At 70.9% G+C, this 19,029-nt stretch carries 22 protein-coding genes; 19 read left to right on the forward strand and 3 right to left on the reverse strand.

The features are described from left to right. Positions 1-3: 3 nt before the first annotated feature. From ACZ4QV_RS00355 to ACZ4QV_RS00405, 11 genes are all read left to right on the forward strand, one after another. Entirely contained in the window at positions 4-387 is a 384-nt protein-coding gene (locus ACZ4QV_RS00355; RefSeq protein ID WP_361147268.1) for a TadE family protein, read from the forward strand. Further along, entirely contained in the window at positions 384-809 is a 426-nt protein-coding gene (locus ACZ4QV_RS00360) for a TadE/TadG family type IV pilus assembly protein (protein ID WP_361583051.1), read from the forward strand. Before ACZ4QV_RS00355 ends, ACZ4QV_RS00360 begins: the two co-directional genes overlap by 4 nt. Then, on the forward strand, positions 806-2,143 hold the full coding sequence (locus ACZ4QV_RS00365) for a CpaF family protein (protein WP_361147262.1): 1,338 nt from the start codon (positions 806-808) through the stop codon (positions 2,141-2,143). Before ACZ4QV_RS00360 ends, ACZ4QV_RS00365 begins: the two co-directional genes overlap by 4 nt. A 31-nt stretch (positions 2,144-2,174) precedes the next feature. After that, positions 2,175-3,119 (forward strand): type II secretion system F family protein, encoded by a 945-nt coding sequence (locus tag ACZ4QV_RS00370; RefSeq protein WP_361147259.1) that lies wholly within the window; start codon positions 2,175-2,177, stop codon positions 3,117-3,119. Positions 3,120-3,176: 57 nt separating this feature from the next. Beyond that, positions 3,177-4,079 carry a DUF5936 domain-containing protein gene (locus ACZ4QV_RS00375; protein WP_361147257.1) on the forward strand — a complete coding sequence of 301 codons (903 nt, stop codon included), beginning with the start codon at positions 3,177-3,179 and terminating at the stop codon, positions 4,077-4,079. A gap of 699 nt (positions 4,080-4,778) precedes the next feature. Then, positions 4,779-4,949 (forward strand): membrane protein, encoded by a 171-nt coding sequence (locus tag ACZ4QV_RS00380; protein ID WP_030020674.1) that lies wholly within the window; start codon positions 4,779-4,781, stop codon positions 4,947-4,949. Next, positions 4,946-5,656, forward strand: a complete 711-nt coding sequence (locus tag ACZ4QV_RS00385) for a pilus assembly protein TadG-related protein (RefSeq protein ID WP_361147427.1) — start codon at positions 4,946-4,948, stop codon at positions 5,654-5,656. Before ACZ4QV_RS00380 ends, ACZ4QV_RS00385 begins: the two co-directional genes overlap by 4 nt. A gap of 32 nt (positions 5,657-5,688) precedes the next feature. After that, positions 5,689-6,270 (forward strand): hypothetical protein, encoded by a 582-nt coding sequence (locus ACZ4QV_RS00390; protein WP_361583056.1) that lies wholly within the window; start codon positions 5,689-5,691, stop codon positions 6,268-6,270. 3 nt (positions 6,271-6,273) lie between these two features. Further along, complete coding sequence (locus ACZ4QV_RS00395; RefSeq protein WP_361618374.1) at positions 6,274-6,903, forward strand: OmpA family protein; 630 nt, start codon at positions 6,274-6,276, stop codon at positions 6,901-6,903. A 106-nt stretch (positions 6,904-7,009) separates the two neighbouring features. Then, positions 7,010-7,591, forward strand: a complete 582-nt coding sequence (locus ACZ4QV_RS00400; RefSeq protein WP_361147248.1) for a TetR/AcrR family transcriptional regulator — start codon at positions 7,010-7,012, stop codon at positions 7,589-7,591. A gap of 95 nt (positions 7,592-7,686) precedes the next feature. Continuing rightward, on the forward strand, positions 7,687-8,910 hold the full coding sequence (locus tag ACZ4QV_RS00405) for a Cmx/CmrA family chloramphenicol efflux MFS transporter (RefSeq protein WP_361618377.1): 1,224 nt from the start codon (positions 7,687-7,689) through the stop codon (positions 8,908-8,910). Positions 8,911-8,919: 9 nt separating this feature from the next. Here ACZ4QV_RS00405 and ACZ4QV_RS00410 read toward each other — a convergent pair whose 3' ends face one another. Next, positions 8,920-9,240 carry an ATP-binding protein gene (locus tag ACZ4QV_RS00410; RefSeq protein WP_361583067.1) on the reverse strand — a complete coding sequence of 107 codons (321 nt, stop codon included), beginning with the start codon at positions 9,238-9,240 and terminating at the stop codon, positions 8,920-8,922. Positions 9,241-9,504: 264 nt separating this feature from the next. Here ACZ4QV_RS00410 and ACZ4QV_RS00415 point away from each other — a divergent pair, with 264 nt between their 5' ends. From ACZ4QV_RS00415 to ACZ4QV_RS00425, 3 genes are read left to right on the forward strand one after another with little or no spacing between them, the layout of a single operon-like run. Further along, on the forward strand, positions 9,505-10,356 hold the full coding sequence (locus ACZ4QV_RS00415) for a helix-turn-helix domain-containing protein (protein WP_361583070.1): 852 nt from the start codon (positions 9,505-9,507) through the stop codon (positions 10,354-10,356). A 12-nt stretch (positions 10,357-10,368) separates the two neighbouring features. Next, complete coding sequence (locus ACZ4QV_RS00420; RefSeq protein WP_361583073.1) at positions 10,369-10,557, forward strand: DUF397 domain-containing protein; 189 nt, start codon at positions 10,369-10,371, stop codon at positions 10,555-10,557. 11 nt (positions 10,558-10,568) lie between these two features. Then, positions 10,569-10,757: a DUF397 domain-containing protein gene (locus ACZ4QV_RS00425; RefSeq protein WP_361583076.1), complete on the forward strand. Its 189-nt coding sequence runs from the start codon at positions 10,569-10,571 to the stop codon at positions 10,755-10,757. Positions 10,758-11,170: 413 nt separating this feature from the next. Here ACZ4QV_RS00425 and ACZ4QV_RS00430 read toward each other — a convergent pair whose 3' ends face one another. Next, the gene (locus ACZ4QV_RS00430; protein ID WP_467762427.1) at positions 11,171-11,596 is read right to left on the reverse strand and encodes a DUF192 domain-containing protein; all 426 of its coding nucleotides are present in this window, start codon (positions 11,594-11,596) and stop codon (positions 11,171-11,173) included. Positions 11,597-11,835: 239 nt separating this feature from the next. On the opposite strand from ACZ4QV_RS00430, the gene ACZ4QV_RS00435 reads away from it, so the two are divergent. Beyond that, entirely contained in the window at positions 11,836-12,384 is a 549-nt protein-coding gene (locus tag ACZ4QV_RS00435) for an A24 family peptidase (protein ID WP_361147233.1), read from the forward strand. A 235-nt stretch (positions 12,385-12,619) separates the two neighbouring features. Here ACZ4QV_RS00435 and mgrA read toward each other — a convergent pair whose 3' ends face one another. Beyond that, complete coding sequence (mgrA, locus tag ACZ4QV_RS00440) at positions 12,620-13,663, reverse strand: L-glyceraldehyde 3-phosphate reductase (protein ID WP_467762428.1); 1,044 nt, start codon at positions 13,661-13,663, stop codon at positions 12,620-12,622. Between the two features lie 117 nt (positions 13,664-13,780). Between mgrA and ACZ4QV_RS00445 the strand changes: the two genes are divergently transcribed. From ACZ4QV_RS00445 to ACZ4QV_RS00460, 4 genes are all read left to right on the forward strand, one after another. After that, positions 13,781-14,578, forward strand: coding sequence for an isoprenyl transferase (locus tag ACZ4QV_RS00445; protein WP_125045201.1), 798 nt, complete (start codon positions 13,781-13,783; stop codon positions 14,576-14,578). 370 nt (positions 14,579-14,948) lie between these two features. Further along, positions 14,949-16,271 (forward strand): PhoH family protein, encoded by a 1,323-nt coding sequence (locus tag ACZ4QV_RS00450; protein WP_361147224.1) that lies wholly within the window; start codon positions 14,949-14,951, stop codon positions 16,269-16,271. A 404-nt stretch (positions 16,272-16,675) separates the two neighbouring features. Then, complete coding sequence (locus ACZ4QV_RS00455) at positions 16,676-17,377, forward strand: aggregation-promoting factor C-terminal-like domain-containing protein (protein WP_361147221.1); 702 nt, start codon at positions 16,676-16,678, stop codon at positions 17,375-17,377. A 150-nt stretch (positions 17,378-17,527) separates the two neighbouring features. After that, on the forward strand, positions 17,528-18,991 hold the full coding sequence (locus ACZ4QV_RS00460) for an AI-2E family transporter (RefSeq protein WP_361583082.1): 1,464 nt from the start codon (positions 17,528-17,530) through the stop codon (positions 18,989-18,991). Positions 18,992-19,029 lie beyond the last annotated feature (38 nt).

Raw genomic sequence — 19,029 nt, forward strand, 5'->3', positions numbered from 1 at the left:
GGGATGCGCCGACCACGGCCGGGCGACGACCGCGGCCAGGTCTCCGTCGAATTCCTCGGGCTGGCTCCGCTGATCCTGGCCGTCCTCGTCCTGCTCTGGCAGTTCGTGCTCGTCGGCTACACGTTCACGCTCGCCGCCAACTCGGCGGACAAGGGCGCCCGGGCGGGCACCGCGACCGAGACGGGCGGCCCGGCGGCGTGCGTGGCGGCGGCCGAGAAGGACCTGCCCGGCGCGTGGGCGGGCGACGCCCGGATCTCGTGCACGCCCGAGGGCGGCCTGTGGAAGGCGCGGGTGGCGCTCCAGGTGCCGGTGCTCTTCCCCGGCGCGGTGAACTTCCCGTGGCGCGTCGTGGGCACGGCGGGCGCGGCGGACGAGGAGGGGGCGTGACGGAGACGGTGCGTGTCCCGGGACGGCGAAGGCCGCGCCGTCGGCGCGACGACCGCGGCCAGGTCTCCGTCGAATTCCTCGGTTTCCTGCCGATCCTGCTGGTCATCGCCCTCGCCGTGATCCAGCTCGGCCTGGCCGCGTACGCCGTCCAGCAGGCCGGTACGGGAGCGCGCGCCGCCGCCCGCACGGCCACCCTCGACGAGGCCGACCGGAAGACGACCCCGGAGGAGGCGGGCAAGGCGGCCATGAGCGACTGGGTCGGCGCGGACGCCGGCGTCCAGGCGACCGAGGGCGGCGGCGAGGTGGAGGCGACCGCGACGGTCAAGATCCCCTCCGTCATCCCCGGTGTCACGTTCGGGACCGCCACCCGCAGCGCCACCATGGCCCTGCCCGCCGAACCCGGAGGAACCACCGCCCCATGAGCCTCAGAGCCCGTATCGCCGCGCCGGAGGTACCCCCGGCGGGCCGCGAGGACGGTCACCTCGTCGCCGTCTACCGCGCCAAGCTGCTGGAGGAGATCGACCTCGCCGAGATGTCGGCGCTGGCCGCCGCCGAACGCCGCACCCGCCTGGAGCGCGTCCTCGGCCACATCATCAGCCGCGAGGGCCCGGTCCTGTCCACCGCCGAACGCGCCCAGCTCATCCGCCGCGTGGTGGACGAGGCGCTCGGCCTGGGCGTCCTGGAACCGCTCCTCGAAGACGCCTCGGTCACCGAGATCATGGTCAACGGGCCCGACCAGGTGTACGTCGAGCGGCACGGCCGGGTGGAGCTGGTCCCCGTCCGCTTCGCCTCCCACGAACAGCTCATGCAGACGATCGAACGCATCGTCTCCACCGTCAACCGCCGGGTGGACGAGTCCAATCCGATGGTCGACGCGCGGCTCCCCTCCGGCGAGCGCGTCAACGTCATCATCCCGCCGCTCGCCCTGAACGGCGCCACCCTCACCATCCGCCGCTTCCCCCGCGCGTACACGCTGCCCGAACTCATCGGCATGGGCACGCTCGACGACCAGATGGTGATGCTGCTGGGCGGGCTGGTCCGAGCCAAGTTCAACGTCGTCGTCTCCGGCCCCACCGGCGCCGGCAAGACCACCCTGCTCAACGCCCTCTCCGGCCTCATCCCCGAGGGCGAGCGCATCATCACCGTCGAGGACGCCGCCGAACTCCAGCTCCAGCAGAACCACGTGATCCGCCTGGAGTCCCGGCCGCCCAACGTGGAGGGCAAGGGCCGGATCACCATCCGCGACCTGGTACGCAACTCCCTGCGCATGCGCCCCGACCGCATCATCGTCGGCGAGGTCCGCGGCGGCGAGACCCTCGACATGCTCCAGGCGATGTCCACCGGCCACGACGGCTCGCTCGCCACCGTGCACGCCAACAGCGCCGAGGACGCCCTGATGCGCCTCCAGACACTCGCGTCCATGTCCGACGTGAAAGTGCCCTTCGAGGCGCTGCGCGACCAGATCAACAGCGCCGTCGACTGCCTCGTCCAGATCACCCGGCACGCCGACGGCTCCCGCCGCATCGGCGAGATCGCCATCCTCGACTCGCACGGCCACGCCGACTACCGCCTCGCCACCGTCTGCCGCTTCGAGGCCGAGCCGAGCGGCGCCGACCGCACCGTACGCGGCCGCTTCCGCTACCACCCGCTGCCGCGCCGCGTCGCCGAACGCCTCCACCTCGCCGACGAACCCGTACCCCCGGCCTTCGGCGTCGCGGCCACCGCCGACCAGCTCGCCACCCGGGAAGCCTCGTAGCGGCCCACCACTGGAGGACGGAACCGCGCCCATGCCCTTGGACGACATCGCCCTGCTCACCCTCGGCGTCACCCTGCTCTGCGCGGTGCTGGCCGTCGTGGGCCTGCGGCTGTACGCGACCGGACGCGAACGGCACCTGGCCCTCGTCGACCGGCTCTCCGACGACCACGGCCTGCCCCGGCCCGGCCACGGCCGCCGCTTCGCCGCCGTCGACCGCCGGCTGCGCGCCACCCGGCTCGGGCGCGGCCTGGAACTGCGGCTGGCCGCCACCGGCCTGGACGTGACCCCCGGCGAGTTCTTCGTCGCTCTGCTCGCCGTGGTCGCCGGGGTCTGGATCGTCGCGCAGGCGGTTCTGGCGCCCTTCTTCGGTCCGATCGCGGCCCTGGCGGCCGTCTGGTCGGCGTACGCCTTCCTCAACTGGCAGCGGCAGAAACGTATCGAGAAGTTCATCAACCAACTGCCCGAGCTGTCCCGCATCCTCGCCAACGCCACCCAGGCCGGGCTGGCACTGCGTACGGCCCTGGGCATGGCGGCCGAGGAACTGGAGGCGCCCGCCGGGGAGGAACTGGCCAAGGTCTCCGACAAGCTGGCCGTCGGCCACTCCCTCGACGAGGCCCTGGACGAACTCGCCGCCCGCCTGCCCTCCCGCGAACTCGTCGTCCTCGTCACCACCCTGGTGCTGTCCAACCGCGCGGGCGGCACGGTCGTCGGCTCGCTGCGCAACCTCACCAAGACCCTGGAGGAGCGCAAGGAGACCCGGCGCGAGGTGCGCACCCAGCTCTCCCAGGTCGTCGTCACGGCGTACGTCGTGCCGTTCCTCGGCCTGGGCACGCTGCTGCTGATGAACCGCATCGCGCCCGGGGCCATCGACCGGATGACGGCCACGTTCCCGGGCCAGGCCGCGGTGGTCGTGGCCTTCGTGCTGTACGCCGTCGGCTTCTTCGTGATCCGCCGTATCTCCAAGATCGACGTCTGACGGCCGGCCCCGGCCGCCCCCGCCCGCACCCCCGACCCACCTCGAAGGCGCCCACCCATGGGAATCGGAACGACCGGACTGCTCCTCGCCCTCGCGCTCGCCCTCTCCGTGGCGGGCATCTGCTACGGCGTCGCCCTCTACCGCCGCGAGGCCAGACTGCCCCCGGACATCGCCGTCGCCCTGGAGGTCGGCTCGACCCGCACCACCGTCGTCGGGTCGGCGGTGGACCGGGCGGGGATGCGGTACGCGCCCCTCGTCCTACGTCTGATGGGCGAGAAGCGGGTGGCCAAGGTGCGCAGGCGCATCGATCAGGCGGGCAACCCCGGCGGCCTGACCGTGGACCGCTACGCCGCCCGCCGCGCGGTGTACGGCTTCCTCGGCTTCGGCGGCGCGCTCGTCATGCTGCTGCGCTCCCAGTACCTGCTCGCCCTCCTCCTCGTCGCCTTCGGCCTGTTCTGGAACGAGGTCGGCATCTGGGCCGCGATTCGCCAACGCAAGGACACCATCGAACGCACGTTGCCCGACTTCCTCGACGTCCTGGCCGTCGTGGTCAGCGCCGGGCTGGGCTTCCGGCAGGCCCTGGACCGGGTGGCCGACAAGTACGAAGGTCCGTGGGCCGACGAGCTGCGGATCACCCTGCGGCAACTGGACATGGGCGTCAGCCGCCGCGAGGCGTTCGAGGAACTGCGCAGACGCAACGACTCCGAGCAGGTGGCCCAGTTCGTCACCGCGCTCCAGCAGGGCGAGGAACTCGGCTCCCCGATCGTCGACACCCTCATCCAGATCGCCGACGACATGCGCCGCACGGACGCGCAGAACGCCCGGCGCCGCGCCGCCCGCGCGGTGCCCAAGGCGACCATGGTGGTCACCACGTTCATGGTCCCCGCCACGATGATCCTGCTCGTCGCGGGCTTCTTCCTCGGCTCCGGCACCGACTTCGGCTCGCTGATGGGCGACTGACGTGCGCCGGCCGGGGCGGGGTGGGCCGGGCGGCCGGTACGGCCCGGCCGGCCCGTGCGACCTGCCTGCACGGCCCGGACAGCTCGTATGGCGGGACGGTCAACTCCCCTTCCCCGCTTCCCTCTTACGCGTCTCGAATCGGCTCCTGTTGGGCAAACACCCTTCGCGTACGCAACGGTATGTGGGACAGTCGGCATCCATGTGTTCCCCGGCCCCGGCCGCACCGCCGGGCCCGCCGGGACGGGTGGCAACGGCACTGCCGACGAGGACGGGCGGGGGTGGAAAGGATGCCGTCGGACGGGACGGGCGTACCGGAAGATCCGGCTGTACCGGAAGATCCGTACGCGCCGGATGGTCCAGATGCGCCGGATGATCCAGCCGCTCCGAGAAAACCCCTCTTACCGGACGAGCTGGGCGAAACCGCCGCCAGGCACCACCGGTCGATGCTTCAACCCGCCCCCGCAGGAAAGGAATGCGGGCGGACGCCCTGTTCCGGGACCGGTGTTCCGGCGTACTTTTCTCGTGTCGCGAGCATGCGTGTGCGTAGCGTGCTCACGTCCGGTGTGCGCGTGTTCGGTGTGTGCCCGTACGGCTCTCGCCCGTACGGCGCTCCTCCGTACGACGTGTACGCGCGGGCCGGCATCACGGGGGCAGACCATCCGGACCGGAGCGGCCCGGCCGCCCATGGAGGGGAAGACGATGGCGAAGCGGTTGTGGGGAAAGGGAGACGACCGGGGGCAGACCTCGATCGAGTACCTGGGCATCATCGCCGTGGTCGTGGCGATCGTGCTCGTCCTGTCGACCACGGACTTCGGCAGTCAGATCGCGACGGCCATCTCCAACAAGATCTCCGAGGTCGTGGGGATCTGACCCGGGCGGCGTCCCGCCGCCGGACCGGAGACGCCGGCCAGGCGTTTCCCCTGTACATCGTGGCCGTGGCCGGCCTGCTCCTGCTCGCCTTCGCGTTCTTCGCGGTCGGGCAGGCCGCCGCGACGCGCAACTCCGCGCAGACCGCGGCCGACGCGGCCGCGCTGGCCGCCGGACAGAAGTACCGGGACCGGCTGAGCACGGAACTCCTCGACGCGATCCGCACGGGCGCGCCCTGGCAGGACCTCCTCGGCGGCCGCGGCGTCCCCGGCGCCGAAGCGTGCGCGAACGCCCAGTGGTTCGCCGGCCGCAACGACGCCGACGCGACGTGCACGGCCGGCTCGTACCCCACGTCGTTCGCCGTCGAGGCCGACACCCGGAGAACCGTGGGCCGTTCGGTGATCCCCGGGACCGAGAACACCCACGCTTCGGCACGGGCCAGGGCAGTGGTCGAACCGCGCTGCACGCCGGGGCCGGAGCCGGACCCGACACCGGCGCCGGGGGAGGGCGACGGGCCCGGCCGGGGCGACGGCGGCGATCCGCCCGCCGACGACCCGCCAGGCGGTGACCCCCCGGCCGGCGATCCACCCGCCGGTCCCCCCGTCGTGCACCTCACCTGCGAGGACGGCAAGGAGTGGACCGTCGACCCGGCCGACCTCCGCGACCTGCCGGAAGCCACTGACCTGTTCTCCGTACGCCTTGCCGAATGACCAGCCGACGACGAGCAGAGGGAATCGCATCCATGGACACTGGGCGCCCTTCGAAGGCCACCAGGAGAGTCGCCGCCGCGGCGATCGCCGCGGGCCTCGCTCTCGTCGTCGGCGGCTGCGGCGGGGAGGACGGCGGCAGCGGCGCGGCCGGCGGCAAGCCGTCCACGCGGGCCACCGCCCCGAAGGACACCGGGCGCGGCACCCCGGCCGCCGACTCCCGGCAGGTCATCGGTGAGGTGAAGGGCCCGGACGGAGTGGTCGTCACCCTGCACTCCGCGGTCCGGGACACCGGCGGCTTCGTCACGGTCAGCGGCACCGTCACCAACAACGGCACCAAGATCTTCAACGCGATCAACTGGCGCTCCAACGAGACCGGCATGCGCTCCCGCTCCTCCGTCTCCGGCGCCGCCCTGGTCGACAAGGCCGGCAAGAAGCGCTACCTGGTGCTGCGGGACACCGAGGGCGAGTGTCTGTGCACCACCGGGCTGAGCGGCCTGAAACCGGGCGAGAGCCGGCCCGTCTTCGCGCAGTTCCCGGCCCCGCCCGCGAAGGTGACCGAGGTCGACTTCCAACTGCCGACCATGCCGCCCGCCACCGTCTCGATCTCGGACTGACCCATGACCACCCCGACCACGGCCGGAACCCGCACCGCCCGGGCCGCCGTCACCGCGGCCACCGCCCTCCTGCTCACCTTCACCCCGGCCCCGCCGGCCGCCCACGCCGACGACCCGCCCGGCGTCTCCGAGGACACCACCGCACCCGTGAGGATCGACCCGAAGGACCCCGACCTCCGCATGGTCCAGGGCGCGACCCTCGCCCCCGCCGAGGTGCTCAACATCAAGTCCATCGTCGAGACCGACGACGGCGCCGAGCGGCGGCAGGACACCAACTCCAACGTGACCTTCGCCCTCCAGGCCGAGGTCCTCTTCGCCAAGGACAGCGCCGAACTCTCCCCCGACGCGCTGTCCCGCATCGGCACCATCGCCGCCGAGATCAAGAAACAGCACGCCACGAACCTGCGCGTCTTCGGTTTCACCGACAACCTGGGCTCGGACGCGCACGGCCTGGTCCTGTCCAAGGAACGCGCCAACGTGGTCCAGCGCGAACTGGCCGAGGGCCTCGGCGCCGCGGCCACGTTCCAGATCCGCGGCTACGGCGAGCAGTACCCGATCGCCGACAACGCCACGGAGGACGGCCGCAAGAAGAACCGGCGCGTCGAGGTGAGCTTTCCGCGTACGGGGGAGTAGAGGCCGGCGCTGCGGCACCGGCCACCCGGCCGACCACCTGCGACGTCCGGCGGCAGGCCGAACAAGGTATTGGACCGACCGATCCAATACCGGTAATGTCCTCCCCATGCCCCGCCCCAGGAAGTTCGACGAGGAGCGGGCGGTCGGTGCCGCGATGGACGCGTTCCGAGCCGCCGGCTACGAGGCCACGTCCACGCAGGATCTGTGCGAGGCGACCGGCCTCGGGCGCAGCAGCATCTACAACACGTTCAAGAGCAAGCACGACCTTTTCGGGCGTGCGCTGGACCGCTTCATGGCGGAACGGAACGGTGAGCTGTTCGCGCTGCTGGACAGCGACCTGCCGGTGCGGGAGAAGATCCGTACGCACCTCCGGCGCGTCGTGGACGAGGAGTGCGACAGCGACAGCACCCGGCGCGGGTGCCTGGTCGTGAACACCGCCATCGAGATCGCGGCCCGCGACGAGGAGGTCGCGGGCGAGCTGGCGCGGGACTACCGGCTGCGGCTGGAGGCGATCCGCGCCGCGATCGCGGCCGGACAGCGGGACGGCGACATCGACGCGGGCAAGGACGCGCGCGCCCTCGCCCACCTGGTCATCGCGGCCGTCGGCGGCCTGCGCGTCTCGGCGCGCTGCGGGGTCGGCCGCGTGGCGCTCGAAGGGGTCGTGGAGGGCTTCATGGCCGCGCTGTGACGTGGCGCCCCGCACGCGCGGCCCGACCGGGCCGCCTTCTTTTGGCTTCGTTTTGGACTGACCAATACATAACCTTCAACGGGAGTAAGCACGTCATGCCCATATCCGTCTATCTCCTCGGGCTGGGAATCTTCGCCCAGGGAACCTCCGAGTTCATGCTCGCCGGACTGCTGCCCAACGTGGCCGCCGACCTCGGCGTCTCCATCCCCGACGCCGGGCTGCTGGTGTCCGCGTTCGCCATCGGCATGGTGGTGGGCGCACCCGTCCTCGCCATCGGCACCCTGCGCCTGCCGCGCCGCACCGCGCTGATCGCCTTCCAGCTCGTCTTCGTGGCCGGGCACGTGGTCGGCGCGCTGGCCCCGGGGTACGGGGTGCTGTTCGCGACGCGGGTCGTCAGCGCCTTCGCGTACGCGGGCTTCTGGGCGGTGGCCGCCGCGGCGGCGGTGAGTCTGGTGCCCGCCGACGCCAAGGGCAAGGCGCTGTCGGTCGTCGGCACCGGGCTCACCCTCGCCACGATCGTCGGCGTACCGGCCGGCACGGTGCTGAGTCAGCACGCCGGTTGGCGCGCGGCCTTCTGGGGCGTGGTCGCCCTGACCGCCGCCAGCCTGGTCTCCCTGCTGGCCGCACTGCCCGCCGGCCGCCCTGACCAGGGCCAACTTCCGTCCGTACGCCGCGAACTCAAGGCCATGACCCGGCCCGCCCTGTGGGTCTCCTACCTCGTCACCACCCTGAGCTTCGGCGCCGCCATCGTCACCTTCAGCTATCTCGCGCCCCTGCTGACCGAGGTGAGCGGTCTGCCGGCGAGCCTGGTCCCGGCCGTCCTCGCGCTGTACGGGGTCGGCGGGCTCCTCGGTATGACCCTCGGCGGACGCACCGCCGACCGCCACCCGCTCCGTACCCTCTTCCTCGGCATCGGCGGACTGGCCGCAGCCTCCGCGCTGCTCGCCCTGACGGCCGCGAACCTGGCCGTGACCATCGCCCTCGTCTTCGCCCTCGGCCTGACCGGCTATGTCACCAACCCGGTGGTCCAGTCCCGCGTCTTCACCCTCGCCCCGAACGCCCCGACCCTGGCCCCCGCGGTCAACACCTCCGCCTTCAACGTCGGCATCACCCTCACCCCGATGCTGGGCGGCCTGACGATCGACGCGGGTTTCGGTTTCGTGTCGGTGGCCTGGGTGGGGGCGGCGGTGGGCGCGGCGGCCCTGGGGGCTGCGCTCTGGGCGGCGGTTCTTCAGCGCCGTACGGAGGCTCGTGCGGTGACGGGGCGGACGCCGGGCGCGGTGGATGCCCGGCGGGAGGCGCTGGCGGCGGCCGACTGAACGGTACGGTCAGCGGTACAGCTCGCACCACACGATCTTGCCGTCCACGCCGAGACGGTTCGGGTCGAGCGCATACCAGCCCCAGTCGTCGGAGCATGCCCCCACGAGCCGCAGGCCGTGCCCGGCGCCGGCCCTGGCCGGTGCCGGGCGTTCGGCGATGCCGGGCAGGGTGCGGCCGGTGTCCCACATGCTCATCCGCACCACGCCGTCCTCCCAGGAGAGCCGAAGCCGCGCCGGTCCGGGTGCGTGCAGATAACAGTTCGTGGCCAGTTCCGAGGCCAGGAGCTGTGCCCGGTCACCGAGTTCGTCGAGCGAGTACCGGTCCAGCACGAGTCGCACGGTTCCGCGAGCGACGCCGGGACTGAGCGGGCTGTGGGGGAGCCGAAGGCTGTACTCCCAGTTGCCGTGACGGTAGGCGGGGTGCCGGAGGGGGGGTGTCTGCGTGCAGGGGCATGCGCATCCCCACTACTGCGAGAAGTAGTTGATCCGATACGGAAGGTAGCGCACGCCGGGTTCTGTAGTCCACGTAACTCGTGTACTTCAGTACCCCATTGTAGATTTGGCGCTCTCATGAACCGGGAAGGTTGGGTCCGTATGCCTGCCAGGGAAGCGCCGACCGTTCGACAGCGGCGGCTAGGAGGCGAGCTGCGAAAGCTGCGTGAGCGAGCCGGGTTGAGTGCCACGGAGGCCGGCGCCTTGACCGGGCTGGGGCAGTCGCGAGTCAGCAACATCGAAGTGGCGCGTATCGGTGTGAGTGCCGAGCGCGTGCGCGCCCTGGCGCGAGCTTACGGTTGTGCCGACGCCGCACTCGTGGAGGCGCTTGCCGTCATGGCGGCCGGCGGGAAGCGTGGCTGGTGGGAGGACTACCGGGAGACGTTGCTTCCGGGTCTGCTCGACCTCGCGGAGATGGAGCAGAACGCGGCTGCCATACGAACCGCGCAAGTTTCGCACCTGCCGGGCCTGTTGCAGACGGCTGACTATGCTCGCCTGACCTTCTTGCAGAACGTCCCCGAGCCCTCTCCGCCGCATGTGGAGCATCTCGTGTCCCATCGGATCAAGCGGCAGGAGGTCCTGTACCGGGACTCTCCGGTGCCGTACACGGCAATCATTCACGAGGCCGCGTTGCGGATGGAGTTCGGCGGGCACTCCCTTACGCGAAAGCAGCTCGAACACATCGTCGCCATGAGCGAGCGGGAGGGGATCACGGTGCTGGTGATTCCGTTCTCGGCGGGAATCTTCCCGGGTGCGGGGCAGACGGTGACCTACGCGGAGGGGCAGGTCCCGCAGTTGGACACGGTGCAGCTCGACACCGAGCACGGGGCGGTGTTCGAGTACGCGGATGCCCAGCTGGACAGGTACCGCACGTTCATGCGGCGCTTCGAAGCCATGGCGCTCGACGAGTCTGCTTCACGGGACGTCATTCACACCATCGTCAACGACCTCTGAGAGGACGCGAACGTGCCCATACCCAACTGGCAGAAGTCTTCGTACAGCGGCAACGCGAGCAACTGCGTCGAAGTTGCGGCGCCGTCCGGTGAGGCGGTGCTCATCCGCGAGAGTGAGGAGCCTCTGGTGCAGGTGACAACCAATCCGGCGGCGCTGATGCGCTTTATCCGTTTCGTGCGGGCCGGTGCGGTGGGGAAGTGAGGTGCGTACCCATGTCCTCCCTCGTCTGGCAGAAGTCGACCTACAGCAGTGAAGGCAACAACTGTCTTGAGCTGGCCGTGGGCCCGGAAGATGCGGTGCTTCTTCGGGAGAGCGACGAGCCTTTCGTGGTCGTCACCGTCAGTCCCGTTGTACTTGGTGGGCTGGTGCGGTCCGTTCGGAGTGACGTGATCGGCCGGTGAGGCCGCGGTGACCGGCACGGGCGGTGCGCGAATTGTCGTACGGGCGTACCGGAGGGTGTGTCGTGCGGGTCGGAGTGGCGCGGTCATGTTCGTGTTGACGGGCTGAGGGCGCTGTTTCCGGGGTCGGGGGGCGGGGATGCCGACTGGAAGGGGTAATTGCGGGGCGGAGGGGGGCAAGTTAGGGCTGGAAGATAGTACATATGCGGGTATGTGCCCTATGGTCGTTTTCGCACCGCTCACACGCGATCAGCTGGAAGCGCATCGCGCGGGCCTGCCTGCCTGCTCCTGCCCTGGGAGAGGCCGGTCCGCGGCAGGGAGACGAGCCACCAGCTGATGCGGCGTCCGGGCGGTGCCGAACTGTCGGGCGGGCGAAGGGCGGGCCGGAGGGTCGGCTGGAAGGGCGGGCTGGAGGGTCAGGGGGTGTCGATCGTGAGGCGGGTGCCGGGGTGCAGGCCCCAGCGGGCCATCGCGCCGGCTTCCGCCTCCAGTACGTGGCGGGCGCGGAGGCGGGGGAGGCCGAGGCGTCCGGGCCGCATGGTGCGTACGGCGAGGACGGTGAAGTCGCGGGTGAGGTACGCGATGTCGAGGGGGAAGCGCATGCGGAAGGTGTGCACGCCGCTCGCCGGGGTGAGCAGCAGGGCGCCTTCGAAGGCGTCGCGGCCCAGCAGGCCGCGGGTGCGGGCGCGGTAGGAGGCGGCGATTTCCAGGGGGACGGTCAGGGTGGTCATGGGGGTGGACGGCTCGGCCGCTTCGGGGGGTGCTTCTTGCGCGCGCGTCGTTTCTCCGGCGTCGGACTGTACGAAGCGGAGCGTTCCTGATCCGTTCTGCCAGCGGGGCATGGGGAGCGTTTTATCAGCTTAGGGTCGGCCGTGTGGCTGTGATGCTGATGGTTCTCGCCGCCGGGTACGGGGGCGCGGTCGGGCTGCTCGTGCCGCGGCCCGCTTATCGGCTGGCTGTCGAGCCGGGGGAGGACTGGCGTGACCGGTGTCCGTGCGGGCGGTCGATCGATGGGCCGCTGCGCGGGTGGGTGGGGCCGGGGCGCTGCCGTGCGTGCGGGGCGTACGGGGCTGGGGCGGGGGTGACCGTCCTGGTCACGGCGGTGGTGTGTGCGCTGCTCGCCGCGGCCGTCGGTGCGCGGCCCGAGCTGGTGGTCTGGCTCGCGGTGGTTCCCGTGGCGGTGCTGCTCGCGGCCGTGGACTGGCGGGTGCGGCGGCTGCCCGATGTGCTGACGCTGCCGTTGGCGGCCGGCCTCGTGGCGATGCTGGGGCTTGTCGCGCTGGGCGGGGGAGGAGCGGGGGTGTGGGGTGGGGCGCTGCTCGGCGGGTTTGGGCTCGGGGGGTTTTATTTCGTCCTATATTTGGTCAATCCTGCGGGAATGGGGCTGGGTGACGTCAAGCTGGCGATCGGGTTGGGGGTCACTCTTGGGTGGTACGGCTGGGCAATTCTGATCACTGGCGCATTCCTGGGGTTGCTGCTCGGCGCGCTCTACGGGTGCGGGTTGTTGCTGCGGCGCGCCAGGGGCGCGGAAGCCCGGAACGATGGGCCCGAACCGGCCATGCCGTACGGCCCTTTCATGATCGTCGGGGCCCTTCTCGGGGTGCTTCTGGGGGCCGCGGCGGCGCCTTGATCCAGAAACCGGGCGCGCCGTTCCGCATGAAGTTGCACTGAGCACCCCCTCTTCGGGGTTATGGTGGAAACCCCCCCTCGGGCCGGTCCGTATCCCCCCCACGGACCGGCCCGCTTTTTGTGTCCGGGTCCGGATCCCGCCATGATCATGACCGGCCCGGTTTCGTACACGGATCGTGCGAACGTCTCTGCGGAGCGTGGGGAACGCCCCGCGAAGCGTCAGGGGCCGAACAGAATCAGCCGCGCTTGGCCCAGATGTTCACACCGTCGGTCGACTTCGCGAACTCCTCGATCTCGGACAATTCCGCGTCCGTGATCTTCGGCGCGCCGACCGCCGCCACATTGGCCTCCAACTGCGCCACGCTGCTCGCCCCGATCAGCGCCGAGGTCATCCGCTCGTCCCGCAGCACCCAGGAGAGCGCCAGCTGGGCCAGGGACTGGCCGCGGCGCGCCGCGATCTCGTTCAGGCCGCGCAGTCGCCGCCGTACGTCGTCCGAGAGCAGGCCGGGATCGAGCGACTTGCCCTGCGACGCGCGCGAGCCCTCCGGGATGCCCTCCAGGTACTTGTCGGTCAGCAGGCCCTGGGCGAGGGGGGCGAAGGAGATGCAGCCCATGCCTTCCGCCTCCAGGGTGTCCAGGAGGGCGTCGTCCTCGGTCCACCGGTTGATCATCGAGTACGAGGGCTGGTGGATCAGCGGTCGGACGCCCATCTCCCGCAGGAGGCGGGCGGCTTCGCGGGTCTGCTCGGCGGAGTAGGACGAGACGCCCACGTACAGCGCCTTGCCCTGCTGGACGGCGGACGCCAGGGCGCCCATCGTCTCCTCCAGCGGGGTGTCCGGGTCGAAACGGTGCGAATAGAAGATGTCGACGTAATCGACACCCATCCGCTTCAGTGAGGCATCCAGCGACGAGAGGAGATATTTGCGCGAACCCCATTCGCCGTACGGCCCGGGGTGCATGAGATATCCGGCCTTGGTGGAGAGGACGATCTCGTCGCGGTAGGGCCGGAAGTCCTGAGCGAAGATCTTTCCGAAGTTCAGCTCGGCCGAGCCGGGCGGCGGCCCGTAGTTGTTCGCCAGGTCGAAGTGGGTCACGCCCAGGTCGAAGGCGCGGCGCAGGATCGCCCGCTGGGACGCCAGGGCCCGGTCGTCGCCGAAGTTGTGCCACAGGCCCAGGGAGACGGCGGGGAGTTTGAGACCACTGCGGCCGGTGCGGCGGTACTCCATGGAGTCGTAGCGCGTATTCGCGGCAATGTGGACAGAGGCATCAGTCATGGTCATCTCCTTATCACGGAGTTGTGACACACCTGATTGGGCCGCCGGGACGTCCCCGACGTAAAGTTGCCGACTTGAGGCGACGGGGGCGACCGCCATTTGCACGGAGGGGCTTGACCACACATGCTGCGATCTTCCGGGGTGCGCATCCCGTACCCGCCCGCGTTGCGCAACCTCGTCTACAGGCTCTACGCCCGCCGGGTCGAAGGCCGCCTCGACCATGACCAGGTCCCCAAGCACATCGGCGTCATCCTCGACGGCAACCGCCGCTGGGCGCGGGCCGACGGCCGTACCACCGTGCAGGGCCACCAGGCCGGCGCCGAAAAGATCAGCGAGCTGCTGGGCTGGTGCGCCGAGACCGACGTGGAGGTCGTCACCCTGTGGCTGCTGTCGACGGACAACCTCGACCGGCCCGAGAAGGAACTGACCCCGCTGCTGGGGATCATCGAGAACACCGTGCGCGGCCTGGCCGCCGACGGCCGCTGGCGGGTCCACCACGTCGGCAACCGCGACCTGCTGCCGGACGGCACGCAGAAGGTGCTCAAGGAGGCCGAGCAGGCCACCGCCGACCACACCGGCATCCTGGTCAACGTCGCCGTCGGCTACGGCGGCCGGCAGGAGATCGCGGACGCGGTGCGCTCGCTGCTCCTGGAGCACGCCGAGCGCGGCACCTCCTTCGAGGAACTGGCCGACATCGTCGACATCGACCTGATCTCCGAGCACCTCTACACCCGCGGCCAGCCGGACCCGGACCTGGTGATCCGCACCAGCGGCGAGCAGCGGCTGTCCGGCTTCATGCTCTGGCAGAGCGCCCACTCGGAGTACTACTTCTGCGAGGTCTTCTGGCCGGCCTTCCGCAAGGTGGACTTCCTGCGCGCCCTGCGCGACTACGCCGCCCGTCACCGGCGTTACGGGTTTTAGGCCAACTGAGCTGCCCCTTCCGGCGCGGGAGTGCTCCCGCGCCAGACCCGTAACCAAGCGTTCACCGACCGTGCGTCATATGCCATTGCATGGGTGCGCACGTTCGCGGGAATATCCCTTCCAGGTCGGTATCCGGCAGTACCAGTCATCGGATGCCGTATCTCAGCGGACGGCACGGGGCCGTCCGCCCGGGAGGCCCTTTGCACATCACGGACGACCGTGCGGACCGCACGGACGACGCGGAGGGCCGGCGTTCGGCCCGTGCAGCGTGGCCCGAGCCCGGTCCCGTCGCCCGCCGCCTGACGGCGTGGCGGCTCCACTTCCGCGACGCCGTCGCACCCCGACCTCATCCGAGGGGGTACGTCCACCCGTGGTGAACAGCAAGCAGCGCCGTGAGAACGGCCGGCGCACCTATGTCCTCGACACCAGCGTGCTGCTGGCGGATCCAGGCTCCATGTCCCGCTTCGACGAGCACGAAGTCGTGCTGCCGGTCGTCGTGGTCACCGAACTGGAGGCGAAGAGGCATCATCCGGAACTCGGCTACTTCGCCCGGCAGGCGCTGCGCCTGCTGGACGAGTACCGGGTACGGCACGGACGGCTGGACGCCCCCATCCCCATCGGGGACCTGGGCGGCTCCCTCCGGGTCGAGCTGAACCACGCCGACCCCGGGGTGCTGCCGGCCGGCTTCCGCCTGGGCGACAACGACTCGCGCATCCTCGCGGTGGCCCGCAACCTCCAGGCCGAGGGCTACGACGTCACGGTCGTCTCCAAGGACCTGCCGCTGCGCATCAAGGCGTCCGCGGTGGGTCTGCTGGCGGAGGAGTACCGCGCCGAACTGGCCATCACGGACTCCGGCTGGACGGGCATGGCGGAGCTGACCGCGACGGCGGAGCAGATCGACGGCCTCTTCGCCGAGGAGACCACTCATCTGCCCGAGGCCGCCGAGCTGCCCGTGCACACCGGGCTCGTGCTCCAGTCCGAACGGGGCAAGGCGCTCGGCCGGGTCACGGCGGACGGCAGCGTACGGCTGGTGCGCGGCGACCGGGAGGCGTTCGGCATCCACGGCCGCAGCGCCGAACAGCGGGTCGCGCTCGACCTGCTGCTGGACCCGGAGGTCGGCATCGTCTCGATGGGCGGGCGGGCCGGTACGGGCAAGTCGGCGCTGGCGCTGTGCGCGGGCCTGGAGGCGGTGCTGGAGCGGCAGCAGCACCGCAAGGTGATGGTCTTCCGTCCGCTGTACGCGGTCGGCGGGCAGGAACTGGGCTATCTGCCGGGCACCGAGGCGGAGAAGATGAGCCCGTGGGCCCAGGCCGTCTTCGACACGCTGTCGGCGGTGACCACCTCGGACGTCATCGAAGAGGTGGTGGGCCGCGGCATGTTGGAGGTGCTGCCGCTGACCCACATCCGCGGCCGGTCGCTGCACGACGCGTTCGTCATCGTCGACGAGGCCCAGTCGCTGGAACGCAACGTCCTGCTGACGGTGCTGTCCCGGATCGGCGCCAACTCGCGCGTGGTGCTCACCCATGACGTCGCGCAGCGCGACAACCTGCGGGTCGGCCGGTACGACGGGGTGGTGGCGGTCGTCGAGAAGCTGAAGGGCCATCCGCTGTTCGCGCACGTCACCCTCACCCGCTCGGAGCGGTCGCCGATCGCGGCCCTGGTGACCGAAATGCTGGAGGACGGCAGGATCTGACCCTTTGTGGAGTACGGCGCCGCCCGGCAGGAGCGCAGGAGCTTAGCCGGGCGGCGCCGTGTCGCGCGGGGTTTTCCGCAGATCGTGCGGGGCAAACGGGGTGTGAGCTTTCACACGCAACGATGAATTGATTCCGCGCGTCCGGTTCGGGCAGAGTCTGGGTCCTGTCAGGCCCCGCATACGGCACACCAGCACCCCCAGCGGTGCGGAACCCCAGAACTGCATAGCGTCGCCGTATGCCGCCCGAGCACCACGCGGCCCCCGAGGGGGACGTACCGGGCCCGTGCCTCCCGTGACCAGCCGTTCCCGCCGCTCAATCGGGGGCGGAACAAGGGGAGGCCAGCGTCAGGGGCACGATTGCGTCCGCGAGGTCACCTATGCGGACGATGCTGGAAGGAAAGCGTGTGAGCCGGATTTCGGTCCGGGGATTCGCCGTGGCCTCCGCCACCGCGGTCACCACCGTCGGCGCCGTTGTCGGTGTCGCGTCAGGCCAGGAGCAGGGCCCGGTCGCCCACACCGAGGCCGCCGCGGCCGACGCGACGATCGCCGACGTACCCGCGGGCCTCCAGGCCCAGGTGCAGACGGCCTCCCTTACGCAGCAGGCGGACGAGGCGTCCACCCAGGCGGACGCCGCCGCGCTGAAGTCCGCGCAGGAGTCGGCCCGCAAGGCCGCCGCCCAGGACGCGCAGGACAAGAAGGACGCGGCCGACAAGAAGGCGAAGGCCGAGAAGGACGCCAAGGAGCGCGAGAAGGAGAAGGAAGCCTCCCGCTCCGCCGCGCGCGACGCGTCCACCTTCACCGCCAAGGCGTCGTACTCGATCGCCGAGACGCAGGCCATCGCGCGGCAGATGCTGCCGGCCGACCAGTTCCAGTGCTTCAGCAACATCGTGGACCACGAGTCCGGCTGGAACTACCGCGCCACCAACGCCTCCTCCGGCGCCTACGGCCTGGTCCAGGCGCTGCCCGGCACGAAGATGGCCTCCGCGGGCTCCGACTGGCGGACCAACCCGGCCACCCAGATCAAGTGGGGGCTGAACTACATGAACAGCCGCTACAACAGCCCCTGTGGTGCCTGGGGCTTCTGGCAGAACAACCACTGGTACTAGAACGTGGCGGCGGATCACCGCGTAAGGTGGTCCGCCTCTCCGCTTCGTACGCGAAACCCCCGGCCGCGACGGCGTCGGGGGTTTCGTGCGTCCCGCACCGGTAACGTCGTCCTGACAGCACCGGGGGGCGGGAGGGGAAGAGGAAGCGACATGTCCAGATTGCCTCAGTGGGTCGGCGGCCTCGGCGCCGGTCTGACGCGGATCGCGCAGCGGCTGGAGGACCAGCGCCGCCGCGCGGAGGCCGCGGCAGAGGAGAACGACCCGGAAGAGCTGAGGAGCGCCGGGCACGCGACCGGTCCCCGGGCGGCGCACGGCGACACGTACGCCGGTGCGTACACCGGCGCGCAGCGGGACGGCGGGCCGCCCGGCGCGCACGGCGCGGCGGACACGCCGTCGGACACGCCGGAGGACGCGCACCGCCCGCCCGACTCGGTGCCGGCCCCGCCGACCTACGCACCCGCCGTCGCACCCCGGCCCGACCCGGTGGCCGCGGTGCCGTGGGGCGTGCGGGTCGCGGCCGAGGCGAGCTGGCGGCTGCTGATCCTGGCCGCGGCCATCTGGGTACTGGCCAAGGTCATCACCTCCATCCAGCTCGTCGTGCTGGCGTTCGTCGCCGCGCTGCTGATCACCGCGCTGCTCCAGCCGACCGTCGCCTGGCTCAAGCGCCGGGGCGTGCCGCGGGGGCTCGCCACGGCGCTCACGTTCATCGCCGGGTTCGTCATCATGGGCCTGGTCGGGTGGTTCGTCGTATGGCAGGTTCAGGACAACATCGACTCGGTGTCCAGCCGTATCCAGGAGGGCATCACCGAGCTCAAGGGCTGGCTCCTCAACAGCCCGTTCCATGTCACCGAGGACCAGATCAACAACATCGCCAAGAACCTCCAGGACGCCGTCGGCGCCAACACGGAGGCGATCACCTCGGCCGGCCTGGAGGGCGTCACGGTCGTCCTGGAGGTGCTCACCGGCATCCTGCTGGCGATGTTCACCACGCTCTTCCTGCTGTACGACGGCCGGCGCATCTGGAACTGGGTGCTCAAGCTCGTACCGAGCGCGGCGCGCGAAGGCGTGGCGGGCGCCGGGCCGCGCGCCTGGCGCACCTTGACCGCCTATGTCCGCGGGACGGTGATAGTGGCGCTGATCGACGCCATCTTCATCGGCATCGGCATCTACTTCCTCGACGTGCCGCTGGCCGTGCCGCTCGCCGTCTTCATCTTCCTGTTCGCCTTCATCCCGCTGGTGGGCGCGGTCGTCTCGGGCGCGCTGGCGTGCGTGGTCGCGCTGGTGACGCAGGGCGTCTTCGCCGCGCTGATGGTGCTCGCGGTCGTCCTGGCGGTGCAGCAGATCGAGGGCCACATCCTCCAGCCGTTCATCCTGGGCCGCGCGGTACGGGTCCACCCGCTCGCCGTCATCCTGTCGGTGGCCGCGGGCGGTCTGGTCGCCGGCATCGGCGGCGCGGTGGTCGCGGTCCCGCTGGTCGCGGTCACCAACACGGTCGTCGGCTATCTGCGCTCGTACTCACGGGAGCAGGCACTGAGGATGGCGCCACCGCCGCACGGTGCCACGGCGCTGGGCGTCGCGCCGACCCCGCCGAAGGGGAGCGCACCGCAGGACTGACGGACGCCGGGCCCCGGGTGCCCGGGGCGGCCGCCCGC

Source organism: Streptomyces sp. NPDC026394, assembly GCF_055567735.1.